General features: G+C 57.4%; 18 protein-coding genes. 5 read left to right on the top strand and 13 right to left on the bottom strand.

Annotation, left to right across the window (positions count from 1 at the left end; genetic code table 11):
* The first annotated feature begins 72 nt into the window (after positions 1–72).
* Entirely contained in the window at positions 73–612 is a 540-nt protein-coding gene (locus Abin_RS05135; protein ID WP_048845289.1) for an Ig-like domain-containing protein, read from the top strand.
* A 120-nt stretch (positions 613–732) separates the two neighbouring features.
* On the opposite strand, the gene Abin_RS05140 is transcribed toward Abin_RS05135, so the two are convergent.
* Positions 733–1,182, bottom strand: coding sequence for an RrF2 family transcriptional regulator (locus Abin_RS05140; RefSeq protein ID WP_048845290.1), 450 nt, complete (start codon positions 1,180–1,182; stop codon positions 733–735).
* A 148-nt stretch (positions 1,183–1,330) separates the two neighbouring features.
* On the opposite strand from Abin_RS05140, the gene cysK reads away from it, so the two are divergent.
* Positions 1,331–2,317, top strand: coding sequence for a cysteine synthase A (gene cysK / locus Abin_RS05145; protein ID WP_048845291.1), 987 nt, complete (start codon positions 1,331–1,333; stop codon positions 2,315–2,317).
* A 102-nt stretch (positions 2,318–2,419) separates the two neighbouring features.
* Here the strand turns inward: cysK and Abin_RS05150 are convergent, their stop codons facing one another.
* The 11 genes from Abin_RS05150 to gltX all read right to left on the bottom strand — a co-directional run bounded on the left by Abin_RS05150 (position 2,420) and on the right by gltX (position 17,570).
* Positions 2,420–3,541, bottom strand: coding sequence for a THUMP domain-containing class I SAM-dependent RNA methyltransferase (locus Abin_RS05150; RefSeq protein ID WP_048845292.1), 1,122 nt, complete (start codon positions 3,539–3,541; stop codon positions 2,420–2,422).
* A gap of 121 nt (positions 3,542–3,662) precedes the next feature.
* Positions 3,663–4,811 (bottom strand): OmpA family protein, encoded by a 1,149-nt coding sequence (locus tag Abin_RS05155; RefSeq protein WP_048845293.1) that lies wholly within the window; start codon positions 4,809–4,811, stop codon positions 3,663–3,665.
* Positions 4,812–5,013: 202 nt separating this feature from the next.
* On the bottom strand, positions 5,014–5,352 hold the full coding sequence (locus tag Abin_RS05160) for a DUF1491 family protein (protein WP_048845294.1): 339 nt from the start codon (positions 5,350–5,352) through the stop codon (positions 5,014–5,016).
* Positions 5,349–7,220 carry a S41 family peptidase gene (locus Abin_RS05165; RefSeq protein ID WP_146867614.1) on the bottom strand — a complete coding sequence of 624 codons (1,872 nt, stop codon included), beginning with the start codon at positions 7,218–7,220 and terminating at the stop codon, positions 5,349–5,351. The genes Abin_RS05160 and Abin_RS05165 overlap by 4 nt, the downstream gene beginning before the upstream one ends.
* Complete coding sequence (locus Abin_RS05170) at positions 7,210–9,324, bottom strand: ribonuclease R family protein (protein WP_048845295.1); 2,115 nt, start codon at positions 9,322–9,324, stop codon at positions 7,210–7,212. The genes Abin_RS05165 and Abin_RS05170 overlap by 11 nt, the downstream gene beginning before the upstream one ends.
* 6 nt (positions 9,325–9,330) lie before the next feature.
* Positions 9,331–12,027 carry a type I DNA topoisomerase gene (topA, locus tag Abin_RS05175; RefSeq protein WP_048845296.1) on the bottom strand — a complete coding sequence of 899 codons (2,697 nt, stop codon included), beginning with the start codon at positions 12,025–12,027 and terminating at the stop codon, positions 9,331–9,333.
* A 32-nt stretch (positions 12,028–12,059) separates the two neighbouring features.
* Positions 12,060–13,289, bottom strand: a complete 1,230-nt coding sequence (gene dprA, locus Abin_RS05180) for a DNA-processing protein DprA (RefSeq protein WP_048845297.1) — start codon at positions 13,287–13,289, stop codon at positions 12,060–12,062.
* Between the two features lie 10 nt (positions 13,290–13,299).
* Positions 13,300–13,941 (bottom strand): glycerol-3-phosphate 1-O-acyltransferase PlsY, encoded by a 642-nt coding sequence (plsY, locus tag Abin_RS05185; RefSeq protein WP_084593478.1) that lies wholly within the window; start codon positions 13,939–13,941, stop codon positions 13,300–13,302.
* On the bottom strand, positions 13,941–15,233 hold the full coding sequence (locus Abin_RS05190) for a dihydroorotase (protein ID WP_048845299.1): 1,293 nt from the start codon (positions 15,231–15,233) through the stop codon (positions 13,941–13,943). The genes plsY and Abin_RS05190 overlap by 1 nt, the downstream gene beginning before the upstream one ends.
* On the bottom strand, positions 15,230–16,171 hold the full coding sequence (locus Abin_RS05195) for an aspartate carbamoyltransferase catalytic subunit (protein WP_048845300.1): 942 nt from the start codon (positions 16,169–16,171) through the stop codon (positions 15,230–15,232). Before Abin_RS05195 ends, Abin_RS05190 begins: the two co-directional genes overlap by 4 nt.
* Positions 16,164–17,570, bottom strand: coding sequence for a glutamate--tRNA ligase (gene gltX, locus Abin_RS05200; protein ID WP_048845301.1), 1,407 nt, complete (start codon positions 17,568–17,570; stop codon positions 16,164–16,166). The genes Abin_RS05195 and gltX overlap by 8 nt, the downstream gene beginning before the upstream one ends.
* Positions 17,571–17,722: 152 nt before the next feature.
* On the opposite strand from gltX, the gene Abin_RS05205 reads away from it, so the two are divergent.
* The gene (locus tag Abin_RS05205) at positions 17,723–19,909 is read left to right on the top strand and encodes a ComEC/Rec2 family competence protein (RefSeq protein ID WP_048845302.1); all 2,187 of its coding nucleotides are present in this window, start codon (positions 17,723–17,725) and stop codon (positions 19,907–19,909) included.
* Positions 19,910–20,028: 119 nt separating this feature from the next.
* Here Abin_RS05205 and Abin_RS05210 read toward each other — a convergent pair whose 3' ends face one another.
* On the bottom strand, positions 20,029–20,367 hold the full coding sequence (locus Abin_RS05210) for a carboxymuconolactone decarboxylase family protein (protein ID WP_048845303.1): 339 nt from the start codon (positions 20,365–20,367) through the stop codon (positions 20,029–20,031).
* Positions 20,368–20,499: 132 nt separating this feature from the next.
* Here Abin_RS05210 and zapE point away from each other — a divergent pair, with 132 nt between their 5' ends.
* Complete coding sequence (gene zapE / locus Abin_RS05215) at positions 20,500–21,693, top strand: cell division protein ZapE (protein WP_048845304.1); 1,194 nt, start codon at positions 20,500–20,502, stop codon at positions 21,691–21,693.
* A 284-nt stretch (positions 21,694–21,977) separates the two neighbouring features.
* Positions 21,978–24,851, top strand: coding sequence for a 2-oxoglutarate dehydrogenase E1 component (locus Abin_RS05220; protein ID WP_048845484.1), 2,874 nt, complete (start codon positions 21,978–21,980; stop codon positions 24,849–24,851).
* Positions 24,852–24,921: the final 70 nt, after the last annotated feature.

Here is a 24,921-nt window from a genome sequence, read left to right on the forward strand (position 1 = left end):
TTCTGCCTGCCGGTTTGCCTGAGGGCGTAGAGGGATTCGTCCTTTATTTATAAACATTAGCGGAGCTGACGAGTGCGCTTGCAAGGAATTGCCGTTCTGGCGCTAACTGGTGGTATGCTTGCCGGCTGTGCGACAACAAGCGGCCCCATCCAGACCGGATCACCCAATCCGTTTGGGTATATGAAGAAATCTGCCGTCTGTAGCACAACGCCTGTAAAAGCTGGTGCCAATGGCCAGTTGGCCACCACTATGACGGTGCGGTCTGATGATGGTTTGTGTGAGCTGAAAATCTCTCAGCCTTCTGGCAAATCCTACGCTTCTTTCGGTGTGACCCCCGCGCCAGAGCACGGCAAGGCGTTCCTGTATAATCTGGATAACGACACGCATGTTACCTACACCCCCACCATGGGCTATGCAGGTACCGACACGTTTACGGTTATTCTGGTTCCCGGTCCGGGCGAAAAGCGCACAAACCTGACCGTGACAGCGCAGGTAGATGCAACAGGTGTCGTTCTGCCGAAAGCAGTTGTCCCTGCGGTTACCGCACCGACAACCACCAAAAAGGCCGCAACCACCACACGTCGTCGTGTCGTTGCGAAGAAAAAGAAATAAGCACGGAATACTCTGTTATTCACAGTATTGGTGAATAACAGAGTAATTTTTGGCGTATTCATACAAAAAACGCGCTGTCCGCCATTATCCGGTGACAGCGCGTTTTTTTGTTGCAGAAGATCAGATTGAAAAGGTGATAGGTTCGCTAAGCGGACGCTTCAGGCCAGATGTTTCAGCCTTTTTCACCAGATCATCCAGACTGGTTTTTTTCATCTGGGCTGTCAGTTCTTTGTCAAACAGCTTCCAGCTTGGTTCAATAACCTTTGAAAACAGTGGCCCCTGCGGACCATCTTCAGGGTTCTGATCATCCTGCGTTACAGCAGCAATAATATCGACCAAGGAAATATCACGCCGCGGGCGGCCAAGGCGGTAACCACCGCGTGGGCCACGGATACTTTCAAGCAGACCTGTGCGTGACAGGGCCTGTAGCAGGGGTTCAATGCCTCGGCGTGCCAGGTTTGACCGTTCAGCGATATCCGCAGCACTGACAGTGCCTGAACGACCAGCATGGAAAGCAACATCCAGCATAATAAGAACGGCTGTCATGGCTCTGTCTCGGCGCAGGATCATGATCCGGTTTCCTTTCACCTCAAAAAAAGGCACATATAATGTTACATCTAGGCTGGGCTGACATATAGCAGCAGCCTATCAGTTTATCTACGCTATTAATTCGTATTATAGTGTTGCCATATGTGCTGACAAACGAAAAGGCGGTTTTATGACAGCTTCTGATCTTTCGGGTGACAATTACGGTTTTGCCGCCCCCCGTGGGCGTGTTTACGAGTCGATTGTCAACGTGGTGGGCGGGACGCCGTTGGTGGCTGTTCCGCACCTGATGCAGGAAGATAAAATCAAAGCGCGTGTGTTGCTGAAGCTGGAGTTTTTCAACCCGCTAGGTTCGGTCAAGGATCGGATTGGCGCGGCGATGGTTCTGGCAGCCGAAAAGGAAGGCCGAATCACGCCCGGACGGACCGTTCTGGTTGAGCCGACATCAGGAAATACGGGCATATCCCTTGCTTTTGTGGCGGCTGCCCGCGGCTACCGTCTGATTGTCACCATGCCGGAAGGGGCTTCAATTGAACGCCGCCGTATGCTGCGTCTGATGGATGCGCAGGTTGAACTCACGCCGTCACGTCTGGGTATGGCCGGTGCTATTGCGCGGGCGAACGAAATTCTGCGTGAAACACCAGATGCCTGGATGCCGGACCAGTTTGATAATGAAGCCAACCCGGCAGTACATGCGGCAACAACGGCTGAAGAAATCTGGGCGGATACTGACGGTAACATTGATGTTATTGTCGCAGGGGTAGGCACTGGCGGTACGGCAACGGGAATTGCAGAAGCCCTGAAGCCTCGTCGGAAAGGGCTTCAGGTTTTTGGCGTGGAACCGGCTGAAAGCGCGATTCTGAACGGAGATGAACCCGGCCCGCATGGTATTCAGGGGATTGGCCCGGGCTTCTGCCCCGCAACACTGCATACCAAATCTCTGGATGGGGTGCTGACCGTGTCTGAACGTGAGGCAATTGCCGCTGCCCGGCGGTGTGCGCGTCTGGATGGTATTCCGGTTGGGATTTCGTCTGGCGCAGCCCTGCATGCAGCCCTGCAACTGGGAAAAAAGCCGGAATATAAAGGCAAAACGATTGTAGCAATCGCACCGTCCTTTGCTGAACGGTATCTGTCAACGTCCCTGTTCAACGGTCTGTAAGGTTCGTCCCAGACTGGCAAATTAAAAAATGCTGGTCCCTGATTATTGGGGCCAGCGTTTTTTGTGTTCTCGGTCGGTTTTGGTCGAAATCTGCGGCTGCTTTTACGGCTGTGGCAACGGTGCGGTCTGGTACAATGAAATCCGTAATCCGCCGTGTGGAACGGGTGCTGTCGTTGGCAGAAAAGGCAGACGTGTTGCATAGGCCAGAGTAGGTTCGCTGGTGACAATCCCAACACGCCATCCGGCAAAACGCTCCATAAGGGTTTGACCTAGCGCACGATATAAAGGGGCCAACTGGTCTTTATCGCCCAAACGCGTGCCATAAGGGGGGTTGGTTATGATCAACCCTGGCGGCCCGGCGGGGGCAGTCAATTCGCTAATGGTCTTCTGCGTAAATTCCGTAAACGCTGTGACTTCGGCCCGTTGTGCATTGGCGGTGCTCATGGCAATCGCACCGGAATCCCGATCACTACCGTAAAAGCGGACAGCAGGTGTGCGGCGGCTTTTGACTGCGCGCATCTGCTGCCATGCTGCCGGATCAAAGGTGGCTAAATCCTCGAAGGCAAAATGGCGTGACCGACCGGGGTTTAGGCGGGCTGCAATTTCAGCGGCTTCAATAACAAAAGTACCAGAACCACACATTGGGTCCAGCACCGGTTCTGACCCGTTAAACCCGCATTGAAGAAGGAAAAGTGACGCCATGCTTTCCCGCATGGGGGCACGGTTTACGGCTTCCTTGTGCCCACGCTTGTGGAGAAGATCACCAGATGTATCAACGCTGATCGTGCAGATATTCTGTTCAATGCGCACTTTCAGCATAACGTTGGCATCTGCCGCTTGTGGTGCACCCAGCGCTTTTTCAATCGCGTTACCAATGCGTTCGGCCGCAGCACCTGCATGATAAATGCGGGAAGCGGTACAAGATGCTTCAACCCGGAACGGCACGTCAGCGCGCAGAATATCGGCCCAGTTCATCTGACGGGTGCGGCGTTCAAGTTGGGAAAGATGGAGTGCGGGGAAGCTGGTCAGGCGCGCCAGCACACGGCTTGCGCCCCGAACCCATAGATTGGCCCGCCAGACTTCTGGCCAGCCACCTTTTAGCGTCACGCCACCGGGCACGGCTTTGACGTTCTTGAACCCCTTTAGCCGCACTTCAGAGCACAGCACGGATTCAAGACCGGGTGTGGTTGCTAGAAAAATCTCGAAATCCGCAGGTTTTGTCATGGCGTCTGAATGGCAGGAAGCAGTCAAAAGGGCAACGTCAGCAGGCCCGAAAGGCTTGGGCAATAAAAAAACCGCTCTGACAGAAAGCCAGAGCGGTTAAAAAATGCAGCAAAACCGCAGATTAACGGAAGACGATTTCAACCCGGCGGTTCTGTGGCTCTTTGGTGTTCGGGCCGGTCTGCACCAGCGGGTTGCTTTCACCATAGCCATGAATATCGATGGTTGCGCCGGGCACACCATCACGCATCAGTTCCGCTTTCACGATTTCCGCACGGCGGAGCGACAACTTCATGTTGTAAGCTTCACCACGCTTCTGACCGGGATGGGCCGAGGAATTATCGGTGTAGCCAGACACCGTAATGCGCGTCAGCGTGGTGTGCGTAGAAGCCTGTGCTGCGACTGAAACAATGGAACGGGCACGGTCAGTCAGGTCGGCTTTATCCCAGTCAAAGAACACCAGATAACTGCGGGCAGCCTGCGGTGCGGGCGCGGCCTGTTCAGCCGGTGGAGGCGGAGGCGGCGGAGCCGGATTGAACTCATACCGCAGACCCAGCATCAAAGAATGATTGAAGTCTGTTTTGGTGTCACGGTTGCCGGTTGCAAAGCTGTAAGGCTTTGCTTCGTTGGCACCGCCAATGGTCCCCCAGGCAGATGCCTTGTGCGACTGCGGGCCAAGCATGGTCCAGAACCGATATTCGGCCGTGAAGGACAGACCGACAACCCACGGGGTCGGGAAAGCCAGACCGAAAATGCCCTGATAGGCAAAATTGCCGAACGTGCCGCCAATATGCTGGTTAAGCTGGTTCCCCGGTGCCGTAACCGTGGTGTTCAGGTGAGTCCAGCCATAGCCAATACCCGCACCGAAGTAGGGAAACAGCCACGGCTTACCAATGTCCATATCGAACAGGGCATTGGCCATGACGCCATAAGTCTGGCGGCGGCCATCGGCCCGGCTGTTCAGCGTGTTGGTAACAAAGCGCGAATACGCCATGGAGCGGTAATCGCCTTCAACTTCAACACGGAAGCCGTTGCCCAGACCATAACCGATAGACCCGATTCCGGTGCCGCCAGTGTGCCAGCGGTCGCGCCCATCAGGAAACATGGGAGAGGTACGGACACGTTGGTCCTGATTGAAGGTCGCACCACCTTCACCCGCGACGTACAGCCCTTGTACAGGCTGAGCCATGGCTGGGGCAGCTAGCAGCAGGAAACCGGCGGCGAGCGGCGCAGCAAGCACTGATTGCGCGAGGAGGCCTTGGCGCAGCTTCATGTTCTTCTCCCTGCTGTGGCACTGGTTCCGCAGTGACCGGGCATCACGATATTGGTGCGTATAAAGCACATATGCCTGCCTTCTTTGCTGTAAACTTGCGTTGTGTGCAACAGGCAGGGGCGGCAGATTTCACAATCACACCGGTTTTGTGTGTCATCAGTTGGCTCTGCGTGTGACATAAGCCACACATCTTCAGGTTATGTCAGACCAGAGTTGCTTCAAACGGAGGTCTGAATCCGGGTGCTTCAAGTTCAAGCACCCAGATATCCGGGTCAAAGCGTGTCTGGCGTTCAATATAAAGCTGTGTTTCTTCTGCCGTAAGCGGGGTTTCACCTGATGCACGAAGCCAAGCGGCTTCACCTTCTGCTGTTCTTGTCTGGCTGAGAACAACAGCGGAGCCATCTCGTTCCAAAAGAATAACCAAAATACTTCCGGCATCGGCATCGCCTTTGCACACAAGCATGGCTGACCGGCCATCAAGGCCTGCCTGACGAAGAATGGCGCGGGCCACCAGATCTGCACGTAAGCGGGGCGGTGTCATTCGTGTGTGGCTGCGGGCAGGGCGGATGGATCATCCGGCATGGCGGTAATGGCCGTTTTATACCAGGCTTTGTTTTCAAGCACGGAGCGAGCCACATCCATGTCTCCATCGCTGCCCAACGCTGCCGGGCAGGCTTTGCGGACCGCAAGAATACGCGGCACCGGCAGCGGGAAGCGCGCAGAGCGTGATGCCAGCACCGCTGGTTGGTTATCAAGATGCCCATTGGCCAGATCATGCATCTGTCGGGCTGTGTCCGATGCGCCCAGACTGGTGCAGATCTGCGGCATGACGCCTAAGCCCTGCAATGGCCAGTGAAGGGGCGCTATGACGCGGCTCCATGTGACAAACAGTTCGCCTTGGTCTGGCAACTGCGCCACGGTTTGAACCAACCCTTTACCAAGAGTCGAACTGCCTATGACAACTGCCCGACGATGGTCAGCCAGTGCGGCTGCCAGAATTTCGGCCGCACTGGCCGTGCGGCCGTCAACCAGAATGGCAATGGGCAGACCATTGGTCATATCGCCACCCTGCACAGCCCAGATATGGTTGGCCTGTGCGTCACGCCCGTCAGTTACGGCTGCCACACCACGGTCAAGCAGCAGTGCTGCGGCTGTTACTGCCTGTTGTAATACGCCACCACGGTTGCCACGCAGATCAATAATCAGTCCCTTCAGATTAGGGTCCTGTGTGGCCTGATCCAGATACTGGCTCATTTCTTCCGCCGTGTCGGACGAAAAGGCTGTGACGCGCAGCACAACCAATGACCCACTGGCAAAAGCAAAAACGGTTTCAGGTGGCACTTTGGCACGGTTAATGACCACAGTATGACCACGGCGCTGGCCGGGTGTCAGCAAGCGGAGCGTAACCCGAGAGCCTTCATCCCCCTGTAACCATTCAGTCACTGTTTTCAGGGATTGACCGGCGGTCAGACGGTTGTTGACGGCAAGCAGCTTGTCTCCCGTGTCAACGGTAACAGACCAAGCCGGGCCGTTTGCATTGACGGCAGAAACCACAATATCGCGGCCTTTGCGCGCAAGCGTCAGGCCCGCGTCCGCTTCCCCACCCACACGGGCCTGACGGTCTGTGCTGGCAGAAGACGGCCCGATATAGCGGGAGTAGGGGTCAAGGTGATTAAACAGTTCGTCAAAAAACGCCTGAACCAGATCTTCCCGTGAGGCAGCGCGCACACCGTCGGAGTGATCTCGCGCGGCGGAAATGAAATCGACCGCCAGTTGTGCCCAGCCTTCATCATTTTCAGCCGGTGGGGCTGAACGGGATAACAGGGATGTCTGGCCAGAAAGCAGTCGGATATCGGCACCACGCGAATCAAGGGTCAGGGTTGGGTCCAGGGCCGTCAGTGCCCCAAGTCCCCACAGCACAAATTCGCGGCTGGTATGATGTTCAAGGGTGCGCGGGCCCAGAAACTCGAGAGCCGTAGCAATAACGGAATGCACAAGGGGCATGTCCACCACTGGGCCGGGCGACGCAGGCTTTTCCTGCCCCCCAGAAGGCGCATCTGCCGGGGCTGCGGCATTATTTGTGGCAGCAAGCGCGGCAGGGGCAGTGGCGACGGGTGCAGTAACAGCCTGCGTCGCCGATGATGCAGGTGGTGGGGGCACTGCTTCGGCCGCAGGTGTGGCAATCGGCGAAGGTGCTTTGGGTGCCGTGTTTTTGTCAGCCGCAGCATCTGCCGTTTTTACGGCCGCTTTTGGTTCAGGCGGGGCAACAGGCACAACATCGGGTGTTGAGCGCGCGGCAGACTGAGCCTTCAGGGCAACCGGCTGGCAGCATAATACTGTGGCAACCAGAATATAGGGGAGCGCCCGCCTGAGGGGCGGCACAAGGCGCAGGGCGGATTCAGCGCGCATTGGGGGCAATAGCCAGTCCAAGCGTGCCTTGTGCAGGGTTTGTTGTTGTCAGGACAACAGACAACACCGTCCCAGCCCGAAGCATAGCTTCGGACGGCATGCGTGTGCGTGCGTGGTGCGAGTCGTCATACATCCCTGAATCATCCGGCAAGGCGCTACGGAAAAGGAAAGACGGAGTTCCGGTTTTCGTCAATGTCAGTGCAATGCCAGACCGTGTTGTTGCGGTCACAGTGGCTTGCAGCGTTTGCCCGGTAAAAGAGCGCAGAAAGACTGCTGCAAGCCTGTTCAGACAAGCCTGTGTGGCCGAGGCAGCACGGCGTTCTGTAAAGTGCAGATGCTCTGCCAGCGCATGCAGCGCCGGGCGCGACGCGTGTTCTGACTCGGGTTGTGGAGGGGGGCTGCCTATCGCGGGCACACCTGTTGCCAGCAGGGCACGGTGTGTCACCAGATCCGCATAACGCCGGATGGGGCTGGTGAAGTGTGTGTAGTAGTCCAGCCCCAAGCCATAATGCTGACCCGGACTGGCTGAATAGCGTGCCATCAGGCGGCCAGATGGCTCGGTATTGGTCGGGGCCGGGTGGGTTCGGTACAAACCCGGAGCCCTGCGGCGATGCAGTTCTTCAGCAGCAAAGCGGTTGGCGGCGATCATGAAGCTGGCAACCAGATCATGCGCGGGCAGGCGCTGGCGTGGCGTGAAGGCAGTGGGGTTTTCGGCATCATCAAATGTGACGACAGGCTCTGTTTCTGTCCCTGTATCACCCTCGCGCGTGGTCGCGCTGGTTTGCAAGGCGATAGCCGTAGCCTGAAGGGTGGGTAGTAGGTCGGCAGGGAGTGCCTTTAGCGCGTCAGCCTGATCAGCCGGTAAAGAGGCGAGGTCAGATTCATTTAATGGCAGAGAAGCGTCCAGAGCGGTCTGCACAGTCTGATAGGTCAGCCGTGCAGCACTGCGTAGAATGCCTCGCCCCAGTGTGCCGGAGAGAATGCGGCCATCAGATGAAAGTGTGAAGTCAACAAACACACAAAACCGGTCTTCATTCGGCTTGAGCGAGCAGGCTCCTGCTGAAAGGCTAAGAGGCAGCATGGGAAGCGTATGACCGGGCAGATAAACGGAATTGCCACGCTCTCGGGCTTCCAGATCAAGAGGTGACCCTTCGGGCACGTAATGCGCCACATCGGCTATGGCGATAACCAGATGGAAGCCGTCTTCTGTCCTTTCTGCCCAGATTGCATCATCGAAATCCTGCGCTGTCACATCATCAATAGTGATGAGAGGCAGGTGTCGCAGGTCTTTCCGTGGCGGCGTATTTGTTCTGTTAGGGTGCGTGGCATTTATCAGCACAACCGGTTCGGCTGAGGCCACGCGGGCCTGTTCTTCCGCTGCCACAGAGAAAGCGGTCGGCATCGGGTGTGTCAGGATGCTGAGTTGTGCGGCCATGCCCGGTGCATCCGCCGCCCCAAGGTGCGCACAGATATGGGCCTGAGGCGCTGTGCCGGGAGACGAAGGCTGAACTTCAGCCAAGACCACTGTGCCGGTTTCTAGCTCACCATCAGAAGGTGGGGGTGCCGTCAGGGTAAGATCAAGCCTTCGATCACAGGGGATAAGGCTGAGCGTGGGCGGGAAGCCGCTGGGCGGCTCTGATGGCGCGATGCTGGCTGGGATACGGCGGGGCGCTGCTGAGACCAGCCGAAGGGGGCGACCTTCTCGTCGGGCGCGTAAGGACGTCCGGGGCCGTAGGCGCGCCACAACCACGTCGTCCGGTAACAGAAGGCTGCCATCGGGCAGGGTCGCGACCAGCAGTAGGGAGGCGTTGGGGTCCTCCACCAACTGTGCGTAGGCGTGCCCGTCTGATCTCAGGCGCGTGACCTTGGCATAGGCTGTTTCCGGCAGGCCAGAGATGGCTTTCAGCCGTCCGGCAGGCAGACGCGCCAAATCACCGGCTAACGCCATGTCATGCAGCGTGGTGCGGAGGGCTGCTTTCAGGTGCGGGGGCAACCCCAGAGCCCGCAGAATATCCGTGGGCCCAAGGGGAGTGCTGTCTGATTCCAGAAAACTGCGAAGAACGTCATGCCCGGGCAGGGCAGAGGCCCCGTTGCCCTTGGGCATTTGGGGTTACTCCGCCTTTTTCTTGCGCGTGGTTGTGGCGCGAGGTTTCTTGGTCGCAGCTTTCTTTTCTTTGGCGGGAGTATCCCCGTCAGCCGCGGCTTTAGTAGCCTTCTTGGTCGTTGTCTTTTTTGCGGCCGTTTTGGTGGTGCTTTTTGCAGCCGTCTTTTTCTTTGCTGCTCCACCCTTGGCTTTCAGGGGTTTCCCCTTTTCAGCCAGCAGCGCCACAGCTTCATCCAGTGTGACAGTATCCATATCCGTGCCTCGCGGCAGGGTTGCGACCACCTGACCATGCTGCACATAGGGGCCAAACCGGCCCTTGCGCACCATAACCGGCTCCTGATCTTTCGGATGGGTGCCAAGTGTCCGGATGGAGGCCAGTTTTTTGGCCAACGCATCGACCGCCCGGTTGATGCCGATGGTCAGAACATCATCATCTTTGTCCAGCGAACCATAGACGGCCCCCATTTTTACATAGGGTCCAAAACGGCCCAGACCGGCTTCAATCGGTTCGCCCGTTTCAGGATGAATCCCAACAAGCCGTGGCAAGGAGAGAAGACCGACTGCCTGTTCCAGCGATATTTTATCGCCCTCTACCCCTTTGGGCAGAGACGCCCGCTTGGGTTTGGCTTTCTTGTCTTCAGGGTCAGGTTCGCCCTGCTGCACATATAGGCCCCATGGCCCCTGCTTTACAGTGATGTCCTCACCCGTATCAGGATGCTGACCCAATACGCGCATGCCGTCTTTCAGCGATGCGTTGGACTCACCATCTTCTGCACTTTCCGCGGAAAGACGGCGGGTAAACTGACAGTCTGGATAGTTGGAGCACCCGATAAACGCCCCGTAACGGCCCAGTTTCAGCCCCAGACGGCCTGTGCCGCAGGCGGTGCAATGGCGTGGGTCAGACCCATCTGGCCGTGGAGGAAAGAAGAAAGGCCCCAGATCTTTATCGAGTGCGTTCAGCACATCGGTAATGGTCAGTTCCTTCGTGCCCTCAACCGCCTTTGAGAAATCGTGCCAGAAAGAGGCCAGAACCTGCTTCCATTCAGCGCGGCCGTCAGAAATATCGTCCAGCAGTTCTTCAAGGCTGGCGGTAAATTTGGTGTCCACATATCGCTCAAAGAACGACACAAGAAACGCGGTTACCAGCCGACCACGCGCTTCCGGAATAAAGCGCCGATTTTCAAGCTGCACATAATTGCGGTCACGCAGCACGGTCAGGATGGACGCATAGGTGGAAGGACGGCCAATGCCGATTTCTTCCATCTTCTTGACCAGCGAGGCTTCAGAAAAACGGGGTGGTGGCTGGGTAAAGTGCTGTTCGGCTTCCACCTTCTCCCGCTTCAGCGGGTCGCGTTCCTGCATTGGTGGCAACATGCGGGAGTCATCATCCGCCGCTTTGTCACTATCGTCGCGGCCTTCTGTATAAAGTCGCAGGAAGCCGTCAAACGTAATGATGGAGCCATTGGCCCGCAGAATGGTCTTGCCAGACGGGCCGCCAATATCCACCGCAACCTGGTCAAGCGCTGCCGATTCCATCTGGCTGGCGACAGCGCGCTTCCAGATCAGTTCATACAGGCGGCGCTGGTCCTGTGTCAGATAGGCCGAGACTGAAGCAGGCGTACGGAAAACGTCCGTGGGGCGGATGGCTTCGTGTGCTTCCTGCGCGTTCTTGGCTTTTGATGTGTAGTGGCGGGGCTGGGTCGGGACGTACGCTTCGCCAATATGTTTGCCAATATGGGCGCGAATGGCCCCGATGGCTTCGCCAGCCATCTGCACGCCATCGGTTCGCATATAGGTAATCAGGCCGACGGTTTCGCCGCCAACATCAATGCCTTCATATAACTGCTGTGCTGTGCGCATGGTGACCTGCGCCCCCATGCCCAGCTTGCGCGATGCTTCCTGCTGGAGTGTGGATGTAGTGAATGGTGGCTGAGGGTTGCGCCTTACCTTCCGGCGTTCAACAGACCGGACAGACAGGTCTTCGCTTTCAACAGCCTGGCGGGCAGCCTCAGCCAGTTCAGCATTGTTGAGGTCAAACTGCTCAAGCTTCTTGCCGTCCAGATGGGTCAGCCGCGCAGTGAACGGCGCGCCAGATGGCGTGGCAAGGGCGGCAATAACCGTCCAGTATTCACGTGGCTGGAAAACTTCAATTTCTGCTTCACGCTCACAGATCAGGCGCAGGGCAACGGACTGCACGCGCCCTGCACTGCGCGAACCGGGAAGCTTGCGCCACAAAACCGGCGACAGCGTAAAGCCCACCAGATAATCAAGCGCGCGGCGGGCCAGATAAGCCTCAATCAGCGGGAAATCGAGATCACGCGGATGGGCCATCGCCGTCTTGATGGCGCTTTTGGTAATTTCGTTAAAGGTAACGCGCTGTACCTCAACCCCTTTCAGGGCCTTTTTTTCTTCCAGAATCGACCGGACATGCCACGAAATGGCTTCACCTTCGCGGTCAGGGTCGGTGGCCAGATAGAGATGCTTGGCGCCTTTTAACGCCTTGATAATCGCGGCAACCTGTTTGGCACCACGCTCATCAGACTGCCATGACATGGCAAAATCTTCGTCCGGGCGCACGGACCCGTCCTTGGGTGGTAGATCGCGCACATGCCCGAATGAGGCCAGCACGGTGTAGCCATCGCCAAGATATTTGTTGATCGTTTTCGCTTTTGCGGGCGATTCGACCACCACAACGTCAGTCATACTCTCTCCGACCTGCCGGAAGCAGCACTTGATCAGCCGTCTTTTCCGTGCGGTGGGGCAAGAACAACGCGCCCTCCGGGTAGAGAGGAGACGCTGCCTGAAAGCTCTAGTTCCGTTAGCACAGTCAAGACAGTGGAAGCTGAGAACTGACAGTGCCTAACCAGATCGTCAACCGGTATGGGCGTAAAGGAGAGCAGATCAAGCAATTTTTCCCGCACGGTCTGGCCCGTCATGTCGGGGTTGGGCAGCGTGTGCGTGACAACTTCCGTATGGGGCACAGAGGCTGCCTGAATGGCGGTTTTGTTCTGGTTTTGTGCAATCTGGGCGTGCGTTGTAGGCCCCGTTGCTGCTGGTGCTGACCAGAGTGAAGGCTGTGCTGATGAGTGGGCAGAAAATAAAACCCTGTCTTCGGCTTCCAGGTGAATATGGGGGAGAATATCCGCAACACTTTCCGTCAGAATAGCGCCCTGACGCAGCAGGTTGTTGCTTCCCCGGCAGCGCGAATCAAGCGGAGAACCCGGTACCGCAAACAGTTCACGCCCGTAATCAACCACTAGTTTTGCGGTGATCAGGGTGCCGGAATGTATGGCGGCTTCGACCACAACACACCCCAATCCTAGCCCGGCAATCAATCTGTTGCGGCGCGGAAAATGGCGGGCGGTTGGTAATGTGCCCAATGGGGCTTCAGTCACCACCACACCTTTTTCAGCGATTTCGGCCTGTAGGTCCGTATTTTCACGCGGGTAAGGGCAGTCCAGCCCTCCGGCAATGGCCGCAATGGTCAGGCCCTTCCGATGCAACGCGCCACGATGCGCTGCACGGTCTATGCCTCTGGCCAGCCCGGAAATAACGGCCAGCCCAGCCTCGACCATCTCGGTTGCCAGACTTTCGGCTAGCCTGACCCCGTGGGCGGATGCATTTCTGGCCCCCACTAACCCGATACCCGGTTTGGCAAGAGCACTGGCATCTCCCAACACACTCAAAACGGGCGGTGCGTCCGGGCAGTCACGCAATAACGGAGGGTAGGCGGGATCCATTAGGGTGAGGAAGTGGCCCCCTATTTTCAGAGTAGCCTCTATTTCCTGATGAATGGCCTCAAGCGGAGGAGGACAAAGTGTGTCGCGGCCTCTGCCTGCGGGTAAATGGGGCAGAGCCTCAAGGGCGGCTTCTGGGCTGTGATAGCGTTCAACCAGCCGCCGCCATGTTCGTGGCCCGACCGAATCGGTGCGAGCCAGACGCAGGCAGGCGGCCAGAGAACTCATTCAGGCTGGGTCATTTCTGCTTTGGGGCGACCCGTGGTTCGGTGCCGTTCAAAATCCGCCCGATATTGGCGTGGTGGCGCGCAAGCACCAGCACACTGATCAGGACCGTGGCCAGAGGCTTGGGCGATGTCTGAAAGCTGAAGCCAAACAGAGCCCAAATAACCAATGGCATGGCGATAAACGCAGCGATTGCCCCGGCGGAGGAAATGCGCGTCAGTTTGGCAACACCAAGCCATGCGGCACAGCCTGCAAGCCCCGTCAGGGGGGACAGAGCCAGCATGGCCCCAAGCCCGGTGGCAACGCCTTTGCCACCACGAAACCCCAGAAAAATGGGGAAACAATGCCCGACCACCACAGCAAATGCCGTAACAGACGTAATACGGTCGGCAAAGTCAGGCGGTGTCATGATCCACGCGATCAGAACTGCAAGCAGCCCCTTTGCGGCATCCAGCCCCAATGTGGCCGCAGCAAGGTCTTTGCGGCCAGTACGCAACACATTGGTGGCACCGATATTGCCGGAGCCGATTTTGCGTAGATCACCCGCACCGGCAAGGTTGGTCAGGATAAGACCAAAAGGCACGCTTCCCAGCACGTAACCAAGGAAGGCCATGGCAGCCAGCAGCCACAGCGCATAAGACGGCAGAGACTCCATCATGCTGCGTCTGCCTCATAAACGCGTTTGCCCGCTTTCCATGTGCCCAGCACACGGCCTTCAAGGGGGCGGCCGTCAAATGGCGTGTTCTGCGCTCTGCCCGGAAGTTTCCCCGCCCGGACCAGCCAGCTTTGTTCGGGGGCGAACAGGCACAGGTCAGCGGCTGCGCCTTTAGCAAGTGTGCCCGCTGTCGCACCAAGCAGGGTTGCCGGTTTGTGTGTCAGGAGCGCAATGGCCTGCGGCAGGGTGAGGGTGCCGTCATGCACACGGGCCAATGTAACGCCCAATAGCGTAACCATACCGGTGCCGCCGGTTGCAGCCTGTGCAAACGGCAATCTTTTATCATCGGCATCACGCGGCAGATGGTCGGAGGCTATGGCGTCTATTGTACCGTCAGCCAGAGCGGCGCAGATTGCCAGCCGGTCCTGTTCAGCCCGTAACGGTGGCGAGAATTTGGCGTAAGTGCGGAAGTCACCAATCGCGTTTTCGTTCAGATCAAAATAAGGGGGGGCCGTGTCGCAGGTGACTGCAACCCCACGTGCTTTGGCCTGCCGAATAAGGTCAACACCCTCGCCGGTTGAAACATGGCCGAAATGCAGACGGCCCCCTGTCAGTTCGGCCAGCCGGATGTCACGCGCAATCATGATGGCTTCGGCTACGGGCGGAATACCGGGAAGGCCCAGACGGGTTGCCAGTTCTCCGGCAGTGGCACAGCCTGAACCTGCCAATGAGGGGTCTTCGGGGTGCTGCACAACCATGGCCCCAAACCCACCTGCATAAGATAGGGCAAGGCGCATCAGTTTGGCAGGATCAATGGCACGGGCACCATCGGTAAAGGCAACGGCCCCGGCTTCATGCAATAGGCCGATTTCTGCCAGTTCCTGCCCTTTGCAGCCTTTTGTCAGGGCTCCGTAGGGAAGAATGGTGATGGCCCCCGTTTCCTCACCACGGGTGCGGAGCAGGCGCACCAGTGCCGGGTTATCAATAGCGGGCTCACAGGTTGGCAGAATGGCAATGGTCGTGATGCCACCAGCCGATGCGGCACGGGCGGCGGAGGCTATAGTCTCACGGTATTCGTGGCCCGGTTCGCCAATTTCGACGCGCATATCCACCAGACCGGGGCACAGCACAGCACCCTGACCATTGATAATCTGCGCGCCATCGGGCGTGCCTTCGGTTCCGGCTTTATCGGTTGCTTCAATCTTACCATGGCGCACCAGCAGGCGGCCGGGCTCATCCAGCCCTGATGCGGGGTCAAGCAGGCGGACGTTTTCAAAAAGAAGGGTGCTCATGCGGAATGCCTGCTGCGGGTCAGCCGATCAAGCACGGCCATGCGAACGGCCACGCCCATTTCAACCTGTTCCTGAATAACGCTCTGGTCTGAATCGGCCACCTGACTGTCAATTTCCACCCCACGGTTCATAGGGCCGGGATGCATGACCAAGGCTTTGGGCTTGGCCAGCGCCAGCCGCCTGTTATCCAGCCCATAGAAGCGGAAATATTCGCGCGCACTGGGGATAAGGCCTGAAGACATGCGTTCACGCTGAAGGCGCAGCATCATGACCACATCAACATCGCGCAGGCCTTCCTCCATGGTGTGGAAGATATCAACACCCAGATGGCGAATGGCCCCGGGTACCAACGTTGGTGGCCCCACCACACGCACCTTGCTGCCCATGGTGGTCAGCAGATGAATGTTGGAGCGTGCGACGCGGGAATGGGCAACGTCGCCGCAAATGGCAACAGTCAACCCGGCCAATTGCCCGCAATGGCGGCGGATAGTCAGGGCATCAAGCAGAGCCTGTGTCGGGTGTTCGTGCGTACCATCGCCCGCATTGACCACGCAGGCTTCAACCTTCTGTGCCAGCAGAGCAGGTGCGCCAGATTGCGCGTGACGCACAACCAGCAGGTCAGCCTGCATGGCGTTCAGGGTTGCCGCAGTATCAAGCAGCGTTTCGCCCTTGTTCACTGAAGACTGCGCGACCGACATATTGATAACGTCTGCCCCCAGCCGTTTTCCTGCCAGTTCAAAGGAAGTACGGGTGCGGGTGCTGTCTTCAAAAAACAGGTTAATCAGCGTGCGGCCCCGCAGAACGTCCCGCGGTACCTTGCGGGATCGGTTCAGCAAGGCATAGCTTTCGGCCTGATCGAGCAACGGCTCAATCTGATTGGGCGTCATGCCTTCAAGACCAAGCAGATGCTGCGTATGACGGCCGGGAAAGCTAGCCATTGAGCACGGCTCCGATACGGGCCAGCGTTTCATCTTTGCCAAGCGCAAAGAGCGTCGCGTCAATGCCCGGTGATGTGTTTGATCCGGTCACCGCAGCGCGGAGGGGCTGTGCAACCTGACCCAGTTTATGGCCTTCGCGTTCTGCAAAACGGCGCAGGGCAGCGTCAATTTCCTCGGGTGTGAAGTCAGACACAGCCGCCAGTTCGCGGGCCAGACCGTCCAGAATGGTGCGGGCTTCAGGCGTAAGCAGCTTTTCGGCCTTGGCGTTGAATGTCAGCGGAACATGACGGCCCAGGAAGGCTGCGCTTTCTGCAAGTTCAACCAACGTACGGGCCCGTTCTTTCAGGCCGGGCATCAGGGCCAGAACACGCGCACGGGTGGTATCATCCGTGTTGACGCCCTCAACATTTTTCAGGCGGTCCAGCACGTCATTGGTCAGACGGTCATCATCCGCCTGCCGCAACCATACGGCGTTGATATGCAGCAGTTTGGCGTAATCCATACGGGAGGGAGAGCGGCCAACACCGTCAAGGTCAAACAGCTTGATCTGCTCGTCACGCGACAGGATTTCGGCATCGCCATGACCCCAGCCGAGTCTGAGCAGATAGTTACACAGGGCTTCTGGCAGATAGCCTTCGTCCCGGAATTCAACCACAGATTGTGCCCCGTGGCGTTTGGACAGTTTAGCCCCATCCGGCCCATGGATCAGCGGTAGATGCGCGAAGCGGGGCAGATCCCACCCCATGGCGCGGTAGATCATGGCCTGACGGAATGTATTGGTCAGGTGGTCATCACCACGAATGACATGGGTAATGGCCATATCATGGTCATCAACCACAACGGCATGCTGATAGGTAGGTGTGCCGTCCGATCGCAGGATGATCATGTCATCCATTTCCGCATTGGCGACGCGGACTTCGCCCTGCACCAGATCATTGATAACCGTTTCGCCTTCACGCGGGGCCTTGATGCGCACGGCATACGGAGCACCAGCTGGCGCTTCTGACGGGTCACGGTCGCGCCACATACCGTTGTAACGGGGCGGTTTGCCATTTGCCATGGCGTCTTCGCGCATCTGCTTCAGTTCTTCTGGCGTGCAGTAGCATTTATACGCCAGTCCTTTTGCCAGCAGCTCAAGCGCTACTTCCGTGTGGCGGGGCTGACGGGTGGACTGAAACACCGGTTCTTCATCCGCTGTAATGCCCATCCAGGCCAGACCATCAAAAATAACGTCTACCGCCTGTTGGGTAGAACGCTCACGGTCGGTATCCTCAATACGCAGGAGGAACTCGCCGCCGTGATGACGGGCAAAGAGGAAATTGAACAGGGCCGCGCGGGCGTTGCCGATATGCAGCAGGCCTGTCGGACTCGGGGCAAAACGTGTGCGGATTGTCGTCATGAGGCGCATCCTTATCACGCGTCCGCGTGTCGAGCCATATGCTATGCCGCCATATCCGCCCCCTTGGTGCGCACGTAAGGGTGCCTCACCTCCAATCACACTTTGTCCGGCTGAAACTGCTGACAGGATTGCCTGTAGTTCTGACCAATCAGATGCTGGCTGAACAGCGTCGGCTGGTGCTGTGGCTGCCTGTGGCCTTGGCGCTGGGTGCGCTATTCTATTTTCATCTTAGGCAGGAACCGTCCGTTTTTTACGCTTGCGGCGTCCCTGTGCTGATGGTGGGAGCCGCGGCCATTCTGCTGTGGTGGGGGTGGCAGTTTGTGTGGCCTCGGGTCATCGGGGCGGCCTGTATGGCGGTGTCCATCGGGTTTCTGGTGGCTTGGGGGGCAACCCACCGTCAGCCCCCTATGCCTGAACTGCCGCGCCGGGGCGTGGATGTGACCGGCACAGTGCAGGCGATTCTCACATTTGCTGGGCGTGATGATGCTGCCCCGGCACGGGTTGTCGTACTGACTGGGGCACGCTTTGAAACACCGCTGGATGCCGGAATGTTACCGCTTCGTCGTACACTGCGGCTTAAAATCAGAGCAGATGACACAACAAAGTTGGCTCTCGGTGATGAAATCTGGAGTCGAGCGCTTTTTGCGCCGCCATCATTTCCGGCTTTTCCGGGCGGTAGAGACGTGCAGCGCGAAGCGTGGTTTGCGGGCTCTGCCGGGTCTGGTCGCGCCTTGGACAGAATTGAGGTGCTGAATACAGGTGCTACCAGTGAAGGCCGCATCGGCAGTGAAATCGAAAGGCTGCGGGAAAGGCTGGATATCCGCATACGAACAGCATTGCCGGATGCGACCGGAGCTGTGGCCTCCACATTGCTGACGGGCGAGGCAACAGCAATCCCGCGCATAGTCAGGCAGGATTTTGCCGCGTCAGGTTTGTCTCATCTTCTGGCTGTTGCTGGCTTGCATCTGGGTTTGGTCATGGCCGTGCTGATGGGCACGGCGCGTCTGGGATTTGCACTGTGGGAATGGGCAGCGTTGCGGTGGCCCTGCAAGGCACTTTCTGCCGGGGCGGCGCTGGCTGGGGGCGTTGCTTACGCCGTTCTGACCGGCTTGCATTTGCCTGTTCTACGTAGCTTGGTCATGGCCGCGGTGGCTGTTCTGGGTATTGCGGTGGGGCGGCGGGTATTTTCCATGCGGGGGCTGGCCCTTGCGGCCACTCTGCTGGTGCTGATGCAGCCGCAGGACATAATGGGCGTGGCTTTTCAGATGTCTTTTGCCGCCGTTATGGCTTTGGTTGCGGGGTATGAGGTTCTGGGGGCAAGGGTGGCGCGTTTCCGTGCTGCTGCTGACGGACCTGTTCACACATTCCTTTATCACGCCACAGTTTTGGCGCTGACCAGTCTGCTGGCAGGGCTTGCGACGCTGCCTATTGCAATGGCTTATTTTGGCGTCGTGCAGCCGTTTTTCGTGCTGGCCAATCTGGTGGCAGTACCGCTGATGGCGGTGTGGATCATGCCTCTGGGCATGGCGGCGCTGGCCCTCATGCCGCTGCATCTGGAGGTTTTTGCGCTACGGCCCATGGGGTGGGGCATCAGTCTGGTGGTGCATCTTGCCAGCTGCGTGGCGCATTGGCCGGCTGCCCGTCTGGCCGTGTCTTTTATGCCGGGCTGGGGATTACTGTCTGTTCTGCTGGGCCTGTGCTGGCTTTGCCTCTGGCGGCAACGTTGGCGGCTGTGGGGGCTTATGGCGATTGGGGCGGGTATGGCGTCCCCGTTTTTCCTGACGCAACCGGATATTCTGATTAGCCCTGACGGCGGGATGATAGCTGTCCATACAAACGGGCATCTCTTTGTTAATGGGCATTCTCGCGATGCGTTTTCCATACAGCCAGCATGGGAGCAGGCATTTGCGCGGCAGGCGGAACCCTTTCCCTCTGGCACGAGCACACCGGACGGCAGCTTGAGTTGCGGGGAAGAAACGGACCCGGATATCTGTATTTTCACCAAGGGGGCGCACAGTGCGTTGCTGCGTGTGCGCGATACGTCTGACGGCACTGTGCCTTTGCCGGACGATTTGTGTGACGGAATGGATGTGGTGATCAGTACCGCACCCTTGCGGGAATCGTGCCCCAAGGCTGTAAGGCTTGATCGCTTTTCCGCGTGGCGGAATGGCGCACAGGCCGTGTTTCTGACGTCTGGCTCTAAGGAGCCTAACAGGCCGAAGAACATTCAAGATACTGTGACAGTGATAACAGACCGTGCCCTTCGGGGGGAGAGACCATGGGTCATGAAACCCGGGGGCCATGGTCTGCCCAACCTGCCTTTAGCCCCGTCAGAATAGGATTGCTGCCCCAGCGGCTTGTTCGTCAGCTACAGAGTTCACGGTAACGCAAGCCGAACAGTTCTGCGTTTGCTAAACAGACGCAGGCTGGGAAACATCTTTCCCGCCTGCGTGTCCGCTTATTCCTTGACGCTGTCAAAAGCCTCAAGCGCACGGCTGGAATAAACCAGCGCAGCACCTGCGTTCAGCGCAACAGCCACGCCAAGGGCTTCAGCAATTTCTTCCTTCGAAGCACCGGCTTTTTTTGCGGCAACTGTGTGCACGGCAATGCAGCCGTCACAGCGTGTGGTGACTGCCACAGCCAGAGAAATCAGTTCTCGCGTTTTCGCGTCCAGATGTTTGTGTTCCGGGGCCACTTTTTCCAGCGTCTGCAAACCATCGAGCGTGTTGGGTGAAAGCTTTGCCAGCACTTTGACGTTCTGTTTCAGGTTGTCGCGATAGGCGTTCCAGTCGGTCATGATCAAGGCGCTCCTGCCTGTTGTGAAAACACTGGTGAGGATGCACCCAGACAGGCAGAGTCTGTCACGACACGGTTAGGAGAGCCGTAGGCTCTTGCAGACCAGACCATGGCCCAGCTATCGGCGTAAGGTATGAATGATATGAGCATGAACAGGGCCTCAGCTTCGTCAGGGCAGGGGCCCCTGGCTGTCTATCGGGAGCGTATTGCGACCGGTGACCTGAAAAGCGACCCCGATCAGGCTCGGGTGATTGAGCGACTGGATCAGCTCTGGCGCGAACTGCGGACTATGACGCCGCCTGCGCCGCCTGCAAAAGGTCTGCTGGCTGGGCTTGCACGCCGTATCAAGCCCCCACCTGCGCCCGACTGCCCACGGGGGCTTTATATTGTCGGGCGCGTGGGGCGCGGCAAAACCATGGTGATGGATCTGTTTTTCGGTTGTGCGCCCGTCAAACTGAAAGAGCGGATTCATTTTCTGCGCTTCATGCAGGATGTGCACCAGAAGCTGCACGCCCTGAAAGCAGCCAATCCGGGGATGTCAGACCCTATCCCGCCGCTTGCCAAGGCTCTGGCCGCCCGCGCCCATCTTCTATGCTTTGACGAATTTCAGGTGAATGACATTGCAGACGCCATGATTCTTGGCCGTCTGTTTGAAGCCCTGTTTGCCGCTGGTGTCGTGATTGTCGCAACATCGAACACCGAGCCGGGAGAACTGTTTCAGAACAGACCGGGGGCGGACGCCTTCAAACCGTTCATTGCCATCATCAAGCGTGAACTGGATACCGTTGAGCTTGATTCGCCACGGGATTATCGGCGTGGGCGGCAGCAGGACCGGGAAACGTGGCTGGTGCCAGCCGACGCGAAAGCCAAAGCACGGCTTGATGAGATTTTTGCCCGCTATGCAGGGGCGGAAAAACCAGCGCCCGTCACGCTGGAGTTCAGCGGCCGGACTTTTGAGGTTGATCAGGCATCAGGCCCAGTGGCCCGCTTTGATTTCAACTCTTTGTGTGGAAAGCCCCGTGGCCCGAACGATTATCTGGCCCTTGCAAAGCAGTTCACCGTGCTGATCATAGATGACATTCCCCAGATGGGACAGGACGAAGCCAACCTGGCACGGCGCTTCATAACCCTGATTGATGCCTTGTACGACAACGGAAATCTGCTTTTTGCCTCGGCAGCAGCAACCCCTGACCAGTTGTTTACAACGGGTGAAGGGGCTGATGCATTTGCCCGTACAGCATCACGTCTTGCTGAAATGGGTAGTGAAAGCTGGCTGGAGCAAGGGGCAAAAGCGGCACAGGCAGCGCATGGGCTCTCTAGAGCGTGACAGGCGGCTCTCTTGTTCCGGTCGCAGCCCCGGTCTAGCAAAATCACAGTGTGACTGATGGTTAGCAGCCATTGGTCAGAAAACGAATGTGAGGACAGGGATGAGGACTGAACGGATAGGGCACACCGCCGTTGTGCTCCTCGGTCTGTCTGGGCACGGGAAGAAGGCAGGGCATCCTGCACACAGGTGTGGGATGAAAAAAACAATGTTCCGGGTTTTGTTCGGGAATGACACAACAGCTGGCTGCCAACGCGGGTTTGCCCGGCAGCAGGGAGGAGTCTGACATGGCGGCTTCGGATGTGCTTGTCACAGCGCTGAATGGCGCAAACATCGCTTATCTGGCAGATCTGTATGCCCAGTGGGCCAAAGATCACAAAAGTGTTGATCCATCCTTTGATACACTTTTTGGCTCGCTGGAAGATGAAGAAGCCGCTGTTCTGAAAGATGCAGTGGGAGCGTCATGGGCACCCCGGGCGTCTATCATCACGGGTGAGGAAAAACCTGCCCCTGCCAAAGGCGACAAAGCCAGTGCGGCGGGCGGTCTGGCCGCAGAAGATAGTCTGGCCATTGCCCGGCTGGTGCGTGCCTTCCGTGAATACGGGCATCTGGAAGCCAAACTCGACCCGTTGGGTTTGAAAGAACCCAAACCGCGTGAAGAGCTTGATCCTGCAACATACGGGTTTGCGGAAAAAGATCTGGGCCGCACGGTCTATATCGGTTCGCTACTGGCACCGCTGCTTGATGGGCCATCAGCCAAAGTCAGTGACATTGTAGACGCGCTGCGGGGCGTTTATTGTCACAGCATTGGTGCTGAATACATGTATGCCCGCAACCATGAACAGCGTGACTGGCTGCGTCAGCGCCTTGAAGGCGATAACTGGCAGGCCAATGTAACGGTTGATGAACAGAAAGCTATTCTGAAAAACCTGACGGAAGCAGAAGGTTTTGAAAGCTTCTGCCAGAAACGCTATGTAGGTGCAAAGCGCTTCGGGCTTGAAGGCGGCGAAATCTCCATTCCGTCCCTGCACGCCATTATTGATCAGGCGGCTTCACAGGGTGTTTCGTCCGTTACCATTGGTATGGCGCATCGTGGCCGTCTGAACACGTTGGTCAACGTCGTGCGTAAGCCCTATGTGGCCATTTTTAACGAATTTGGTGGCGGGTCTTTCAAACCGGATGATGTTGCTGGTTCGGGTGACGTAAAATACCACCTCGGGTCTTCAACGGACGTAGAAGTGGGCGGACACTCCGTTCATATCTCGCTCCAGCCCAACCCGTCCCATCTTGAAGCAGTTGATCCTGTGGTCTGTGGCAAGGTGCGCGCCATTCAGGACGACGCAGGCGATACCGAAAGCCGGTCTTCTCATATGGGGATTGTCATTCACGGTGACGCGGCCTTTGCCGGGCAGGGCATCGTGTATGAAACGCTCTCCATGTCGCAGTTGAAGGGCTATCGTACCGGTGGCACCATTCATATGGTGGTGAACAATCAGGTTGGTTTTACCACTAACCCGGAAAACGGCCATTCTGGCGTTTACGGCACGGATATTGCCAAATCCATTGAAGCCCCGGTGCTGCACGTCAATGGTGACGACGCAGAAGCTGTTATCTATGCGTCCCGTCTGGCACAGGATTATCGTCAGGCTTTTGCCAGCGATATTATCCTTGATATCGTCTGCTACCGTCGTCACGGGCATAACGAAACAGACGAACCTGCTTTCACACAGCCGGTCATGTATAAAGCCATTGCGGAACATGAAACCCCGCACACGCTTTATTCCCAGCGCCTGATTGCTGCTGGCGTTGTGACGGAAGATGACGTCAAAGCCCAATGGGATGAGTTTTTCAATAAGCTGGATGAAGACTTCAAGGCTGCACAGTCTTACAAGGTTAACAAGGCCGATTGGCTTGAAGGTGGCTGGTCTGGTCTGACCGCCCCGACAGGTAAAGTTGAGACGGCTTATCCGGAAACGGGTATTCAGGCAGAGGCCCTGAAGAAAATTGGCGCTGCCATTTCACAGGTGCCGGATGATTTTGATCTAAACTCCAAAATTGCCCGTCAGCTTAAAGCCAAAGCCAAAATGTTTGAAACAGGCGAGGGCATTGACTGGGCAACTGGTGAAGCGCTCGGTTTCGGGTCATTGCTGCTGGAAAATCATCGTGTGCGTCTGTCTGGCGAAGACTGCCAGCGCGGCACGTTCAGCCAGCGTCATGCCACGCTGATTGACCAGACAAACCAGTCTCAATACACGCCGCTGAATCATATTCAGGACGAACAGGCGAAAATTGAAATCTGGAACTCGTTCCTTTCAGAATATGGTGTTCTGGGTTTTGAGTACGGTTATTCGCTGCGTAATCCAAAAACGCTGGTTCTGTGGGAAGCCCAGTTTGGTGACTTCGCAAACTGTGCGCAGGTTATTATCGACCAGTTTATTGCATCGGGTGAAACCAAGTGGCTGCGTATGTCCGGTCTGGTCATGCTGTTGCCGCATGGTTACGAAGGGCAGGGGCCGGAACATTCTTCCGCCCGTCTGGAGCGGTATCTGCAACTGTGCGCAGAAGACAATATGTTTGTCTGCAACATTACCACGCCTGCAAACTACTTCCACGCGCTACGCCGCCAGTTGAAGCTTGATTACCGCAAGCCGCTTATCCTGATGGAGCCGAAATCTCTGCTGCGTCATAAACTTGCGGTTTCTGATCTGGCTGATTTTGAAGCAGGCACACGCTTCCAGCCTGTTCTGGGTGAAGTCGATGCTCTGGCACCCGATGCAGAAATCGACCGTGTGGTGATCTGTTCTGGCAAGGTTTATTATGACCTGCTGGCAGAACGGCGTGACAAGGGGCTGACTAACGTCGCCATTCTGCGCATTGAACAGCTTTACCCGTTCCCTGAAAGCGCATTGGCTACCGAATTGAAGCGTTATCCGAATGCCCAGATTATCTGGTGTCAGGAAGAAACGGAAAATGGTGGGGCCTGGCATTTTGCAGACCGCCGGATTGAAAAATCACTGGTGGCCGCAGATCATAAAGCGGGTCGTCCGCAGTATGTTGGTCGTGCCGCGGCCGCCAGCCCGGCAACCGGCTTGGCCCGCATTCATGCGGCCGAGCAGGCTGATCTCGTCGAAAGGGCCTTGGGTTTGAAGAAAACAGGCTGAAACACACCGTCTGAGCAGACCGCCCGCCCCGGAGAGGGTGGGCATGAACACACCGGCAGAACAATAAAGG

The organism is Acetobacter indonesiensis, from assembly GCF_000963945.1.
Classification (GTDB): Bacteria; Pseudomonadota; Alphaproteobacteria; order Acetobacterales; family Acetobacteraceae; genus Acetobacter; species Acetobacter indonesiensis.

Bases quoted from the DNA above. Each gene is read 5' to 3' on its own strand.
- Abin_RS05150 (WP_048845292.1), bottom strand. From the start codon at position 3,541: ATGACAAAACCTGCGGATTTCGAGATTTTTCTAGCAACCACACCCGGT.
- Abin_RS05165 (WP_146867614.1), bottom strand. From the start codon at position 7,220: ATGCGCGCTGAATCCGCCCTGCGCCTTGTGCCGCCCCTCAGGCGGGCG.
- Abin_RS05195 (WP_048845300.1), bottom strand. From the start codon at position 16,171: ATGGCTAGCTTTCCCGGCCGTCATACGCAGCATCTGCTTGGTCTTGAA.
- Abin_RS05190 (WP_048845299.1), bottom strand. From the start codon at position 15,233: ATGAGCACCCTTCTTTTTGAAAACGTCCGCCTGCTTGACCCCGCATCA.
- gltX (WP_048845301.1), bottom strand. From the start codon at position 17,570: ATGACGACAATCCGCACACGTTTTGCCCCGAGTCCGACAGGCCTGCTG.
- Abin_RS05160 (WP_048845294.1), bottom strand. From the start codon at position 5,352: ATGACACCGCCCCGCTTACGTGCAGATCTGGTGGCCCGCGCCATTCTT.
- Abin_RS05205 (WP_048845302.1), top strand. From the start codon at position 17,723: ATGCTGGCTGAACAGCGTCGGCTGGTGCTGTGGCTGCCTGTGGCCTTG.
- zapE (WP_048845304.1), top strand. From the start codon at position 20,500: ATGAATGATATGAGCATGAACAGGGCCTCAGCTTCGTCAGGGCAGGGG.
- Abin_RS05155 (WP_048845293.1), bottom strand. From the start codon at position 4,811: ATGAAGCTGCGCCAAGGCCTCCTCGCGCAATCAGTGCTTGCTGCGCCG.
- Abin_RS05140 (WP_048845290.1), bottom strand. From the start codon at position 1,182: ATGATCCTGCGCCGAGACAGAGCCATGACAGCCGTTCTTATTATGCTG.
- Abin_RS05220 (WP_048845484.1), top strand. From the start codon at position 21,978: ATGGCGGCTTCGGATGTGCTTGTCACAGCGCTGAATGGCGCAAACATC.
- topA (WP_048845296.1), bottom strand. From the start codon at position 12,027: ATGACTGACGTTGTGGTGGTCGAATCGCCCGCAAAAGCGAAAACGATC.
- Abin_RS05210 (WP_048845303.1), bottom strand. From the start codon at position 20,367: ATGACCGACTGGAACGCCTATCGCGACAACCTGAAACAGAACGTCAAA.
- dprA (WP_048845297.1), bottom strand. From the start codon at position 13,289: ATGAGTTCTCTGGCCGCCTGCCTGCGTCTGGCTCGCACCGATTCGGTC.
- cysK (WP_048845291.1), top strand. From the start codon at position 1,331: ATGACAGCTTCTGATCTTTCGGGTGACAATTACGGTTTTGCCGCCCCC.
- Abin_RS05170 (WP_048845295.1), bottom strand. From the start codon at position 9,324: ATGCCCAAGGGCAACGGGGCCTCTGCCCTGCCCGGGCATGACGTTCTT.
- plsY (WP_084593478.1), bottom strand. From the start codon at position 13,941: ATGGAGTCTCTGCCGTCTTATGCGCTGTGGCTGCTGGCTGCCATGGCC.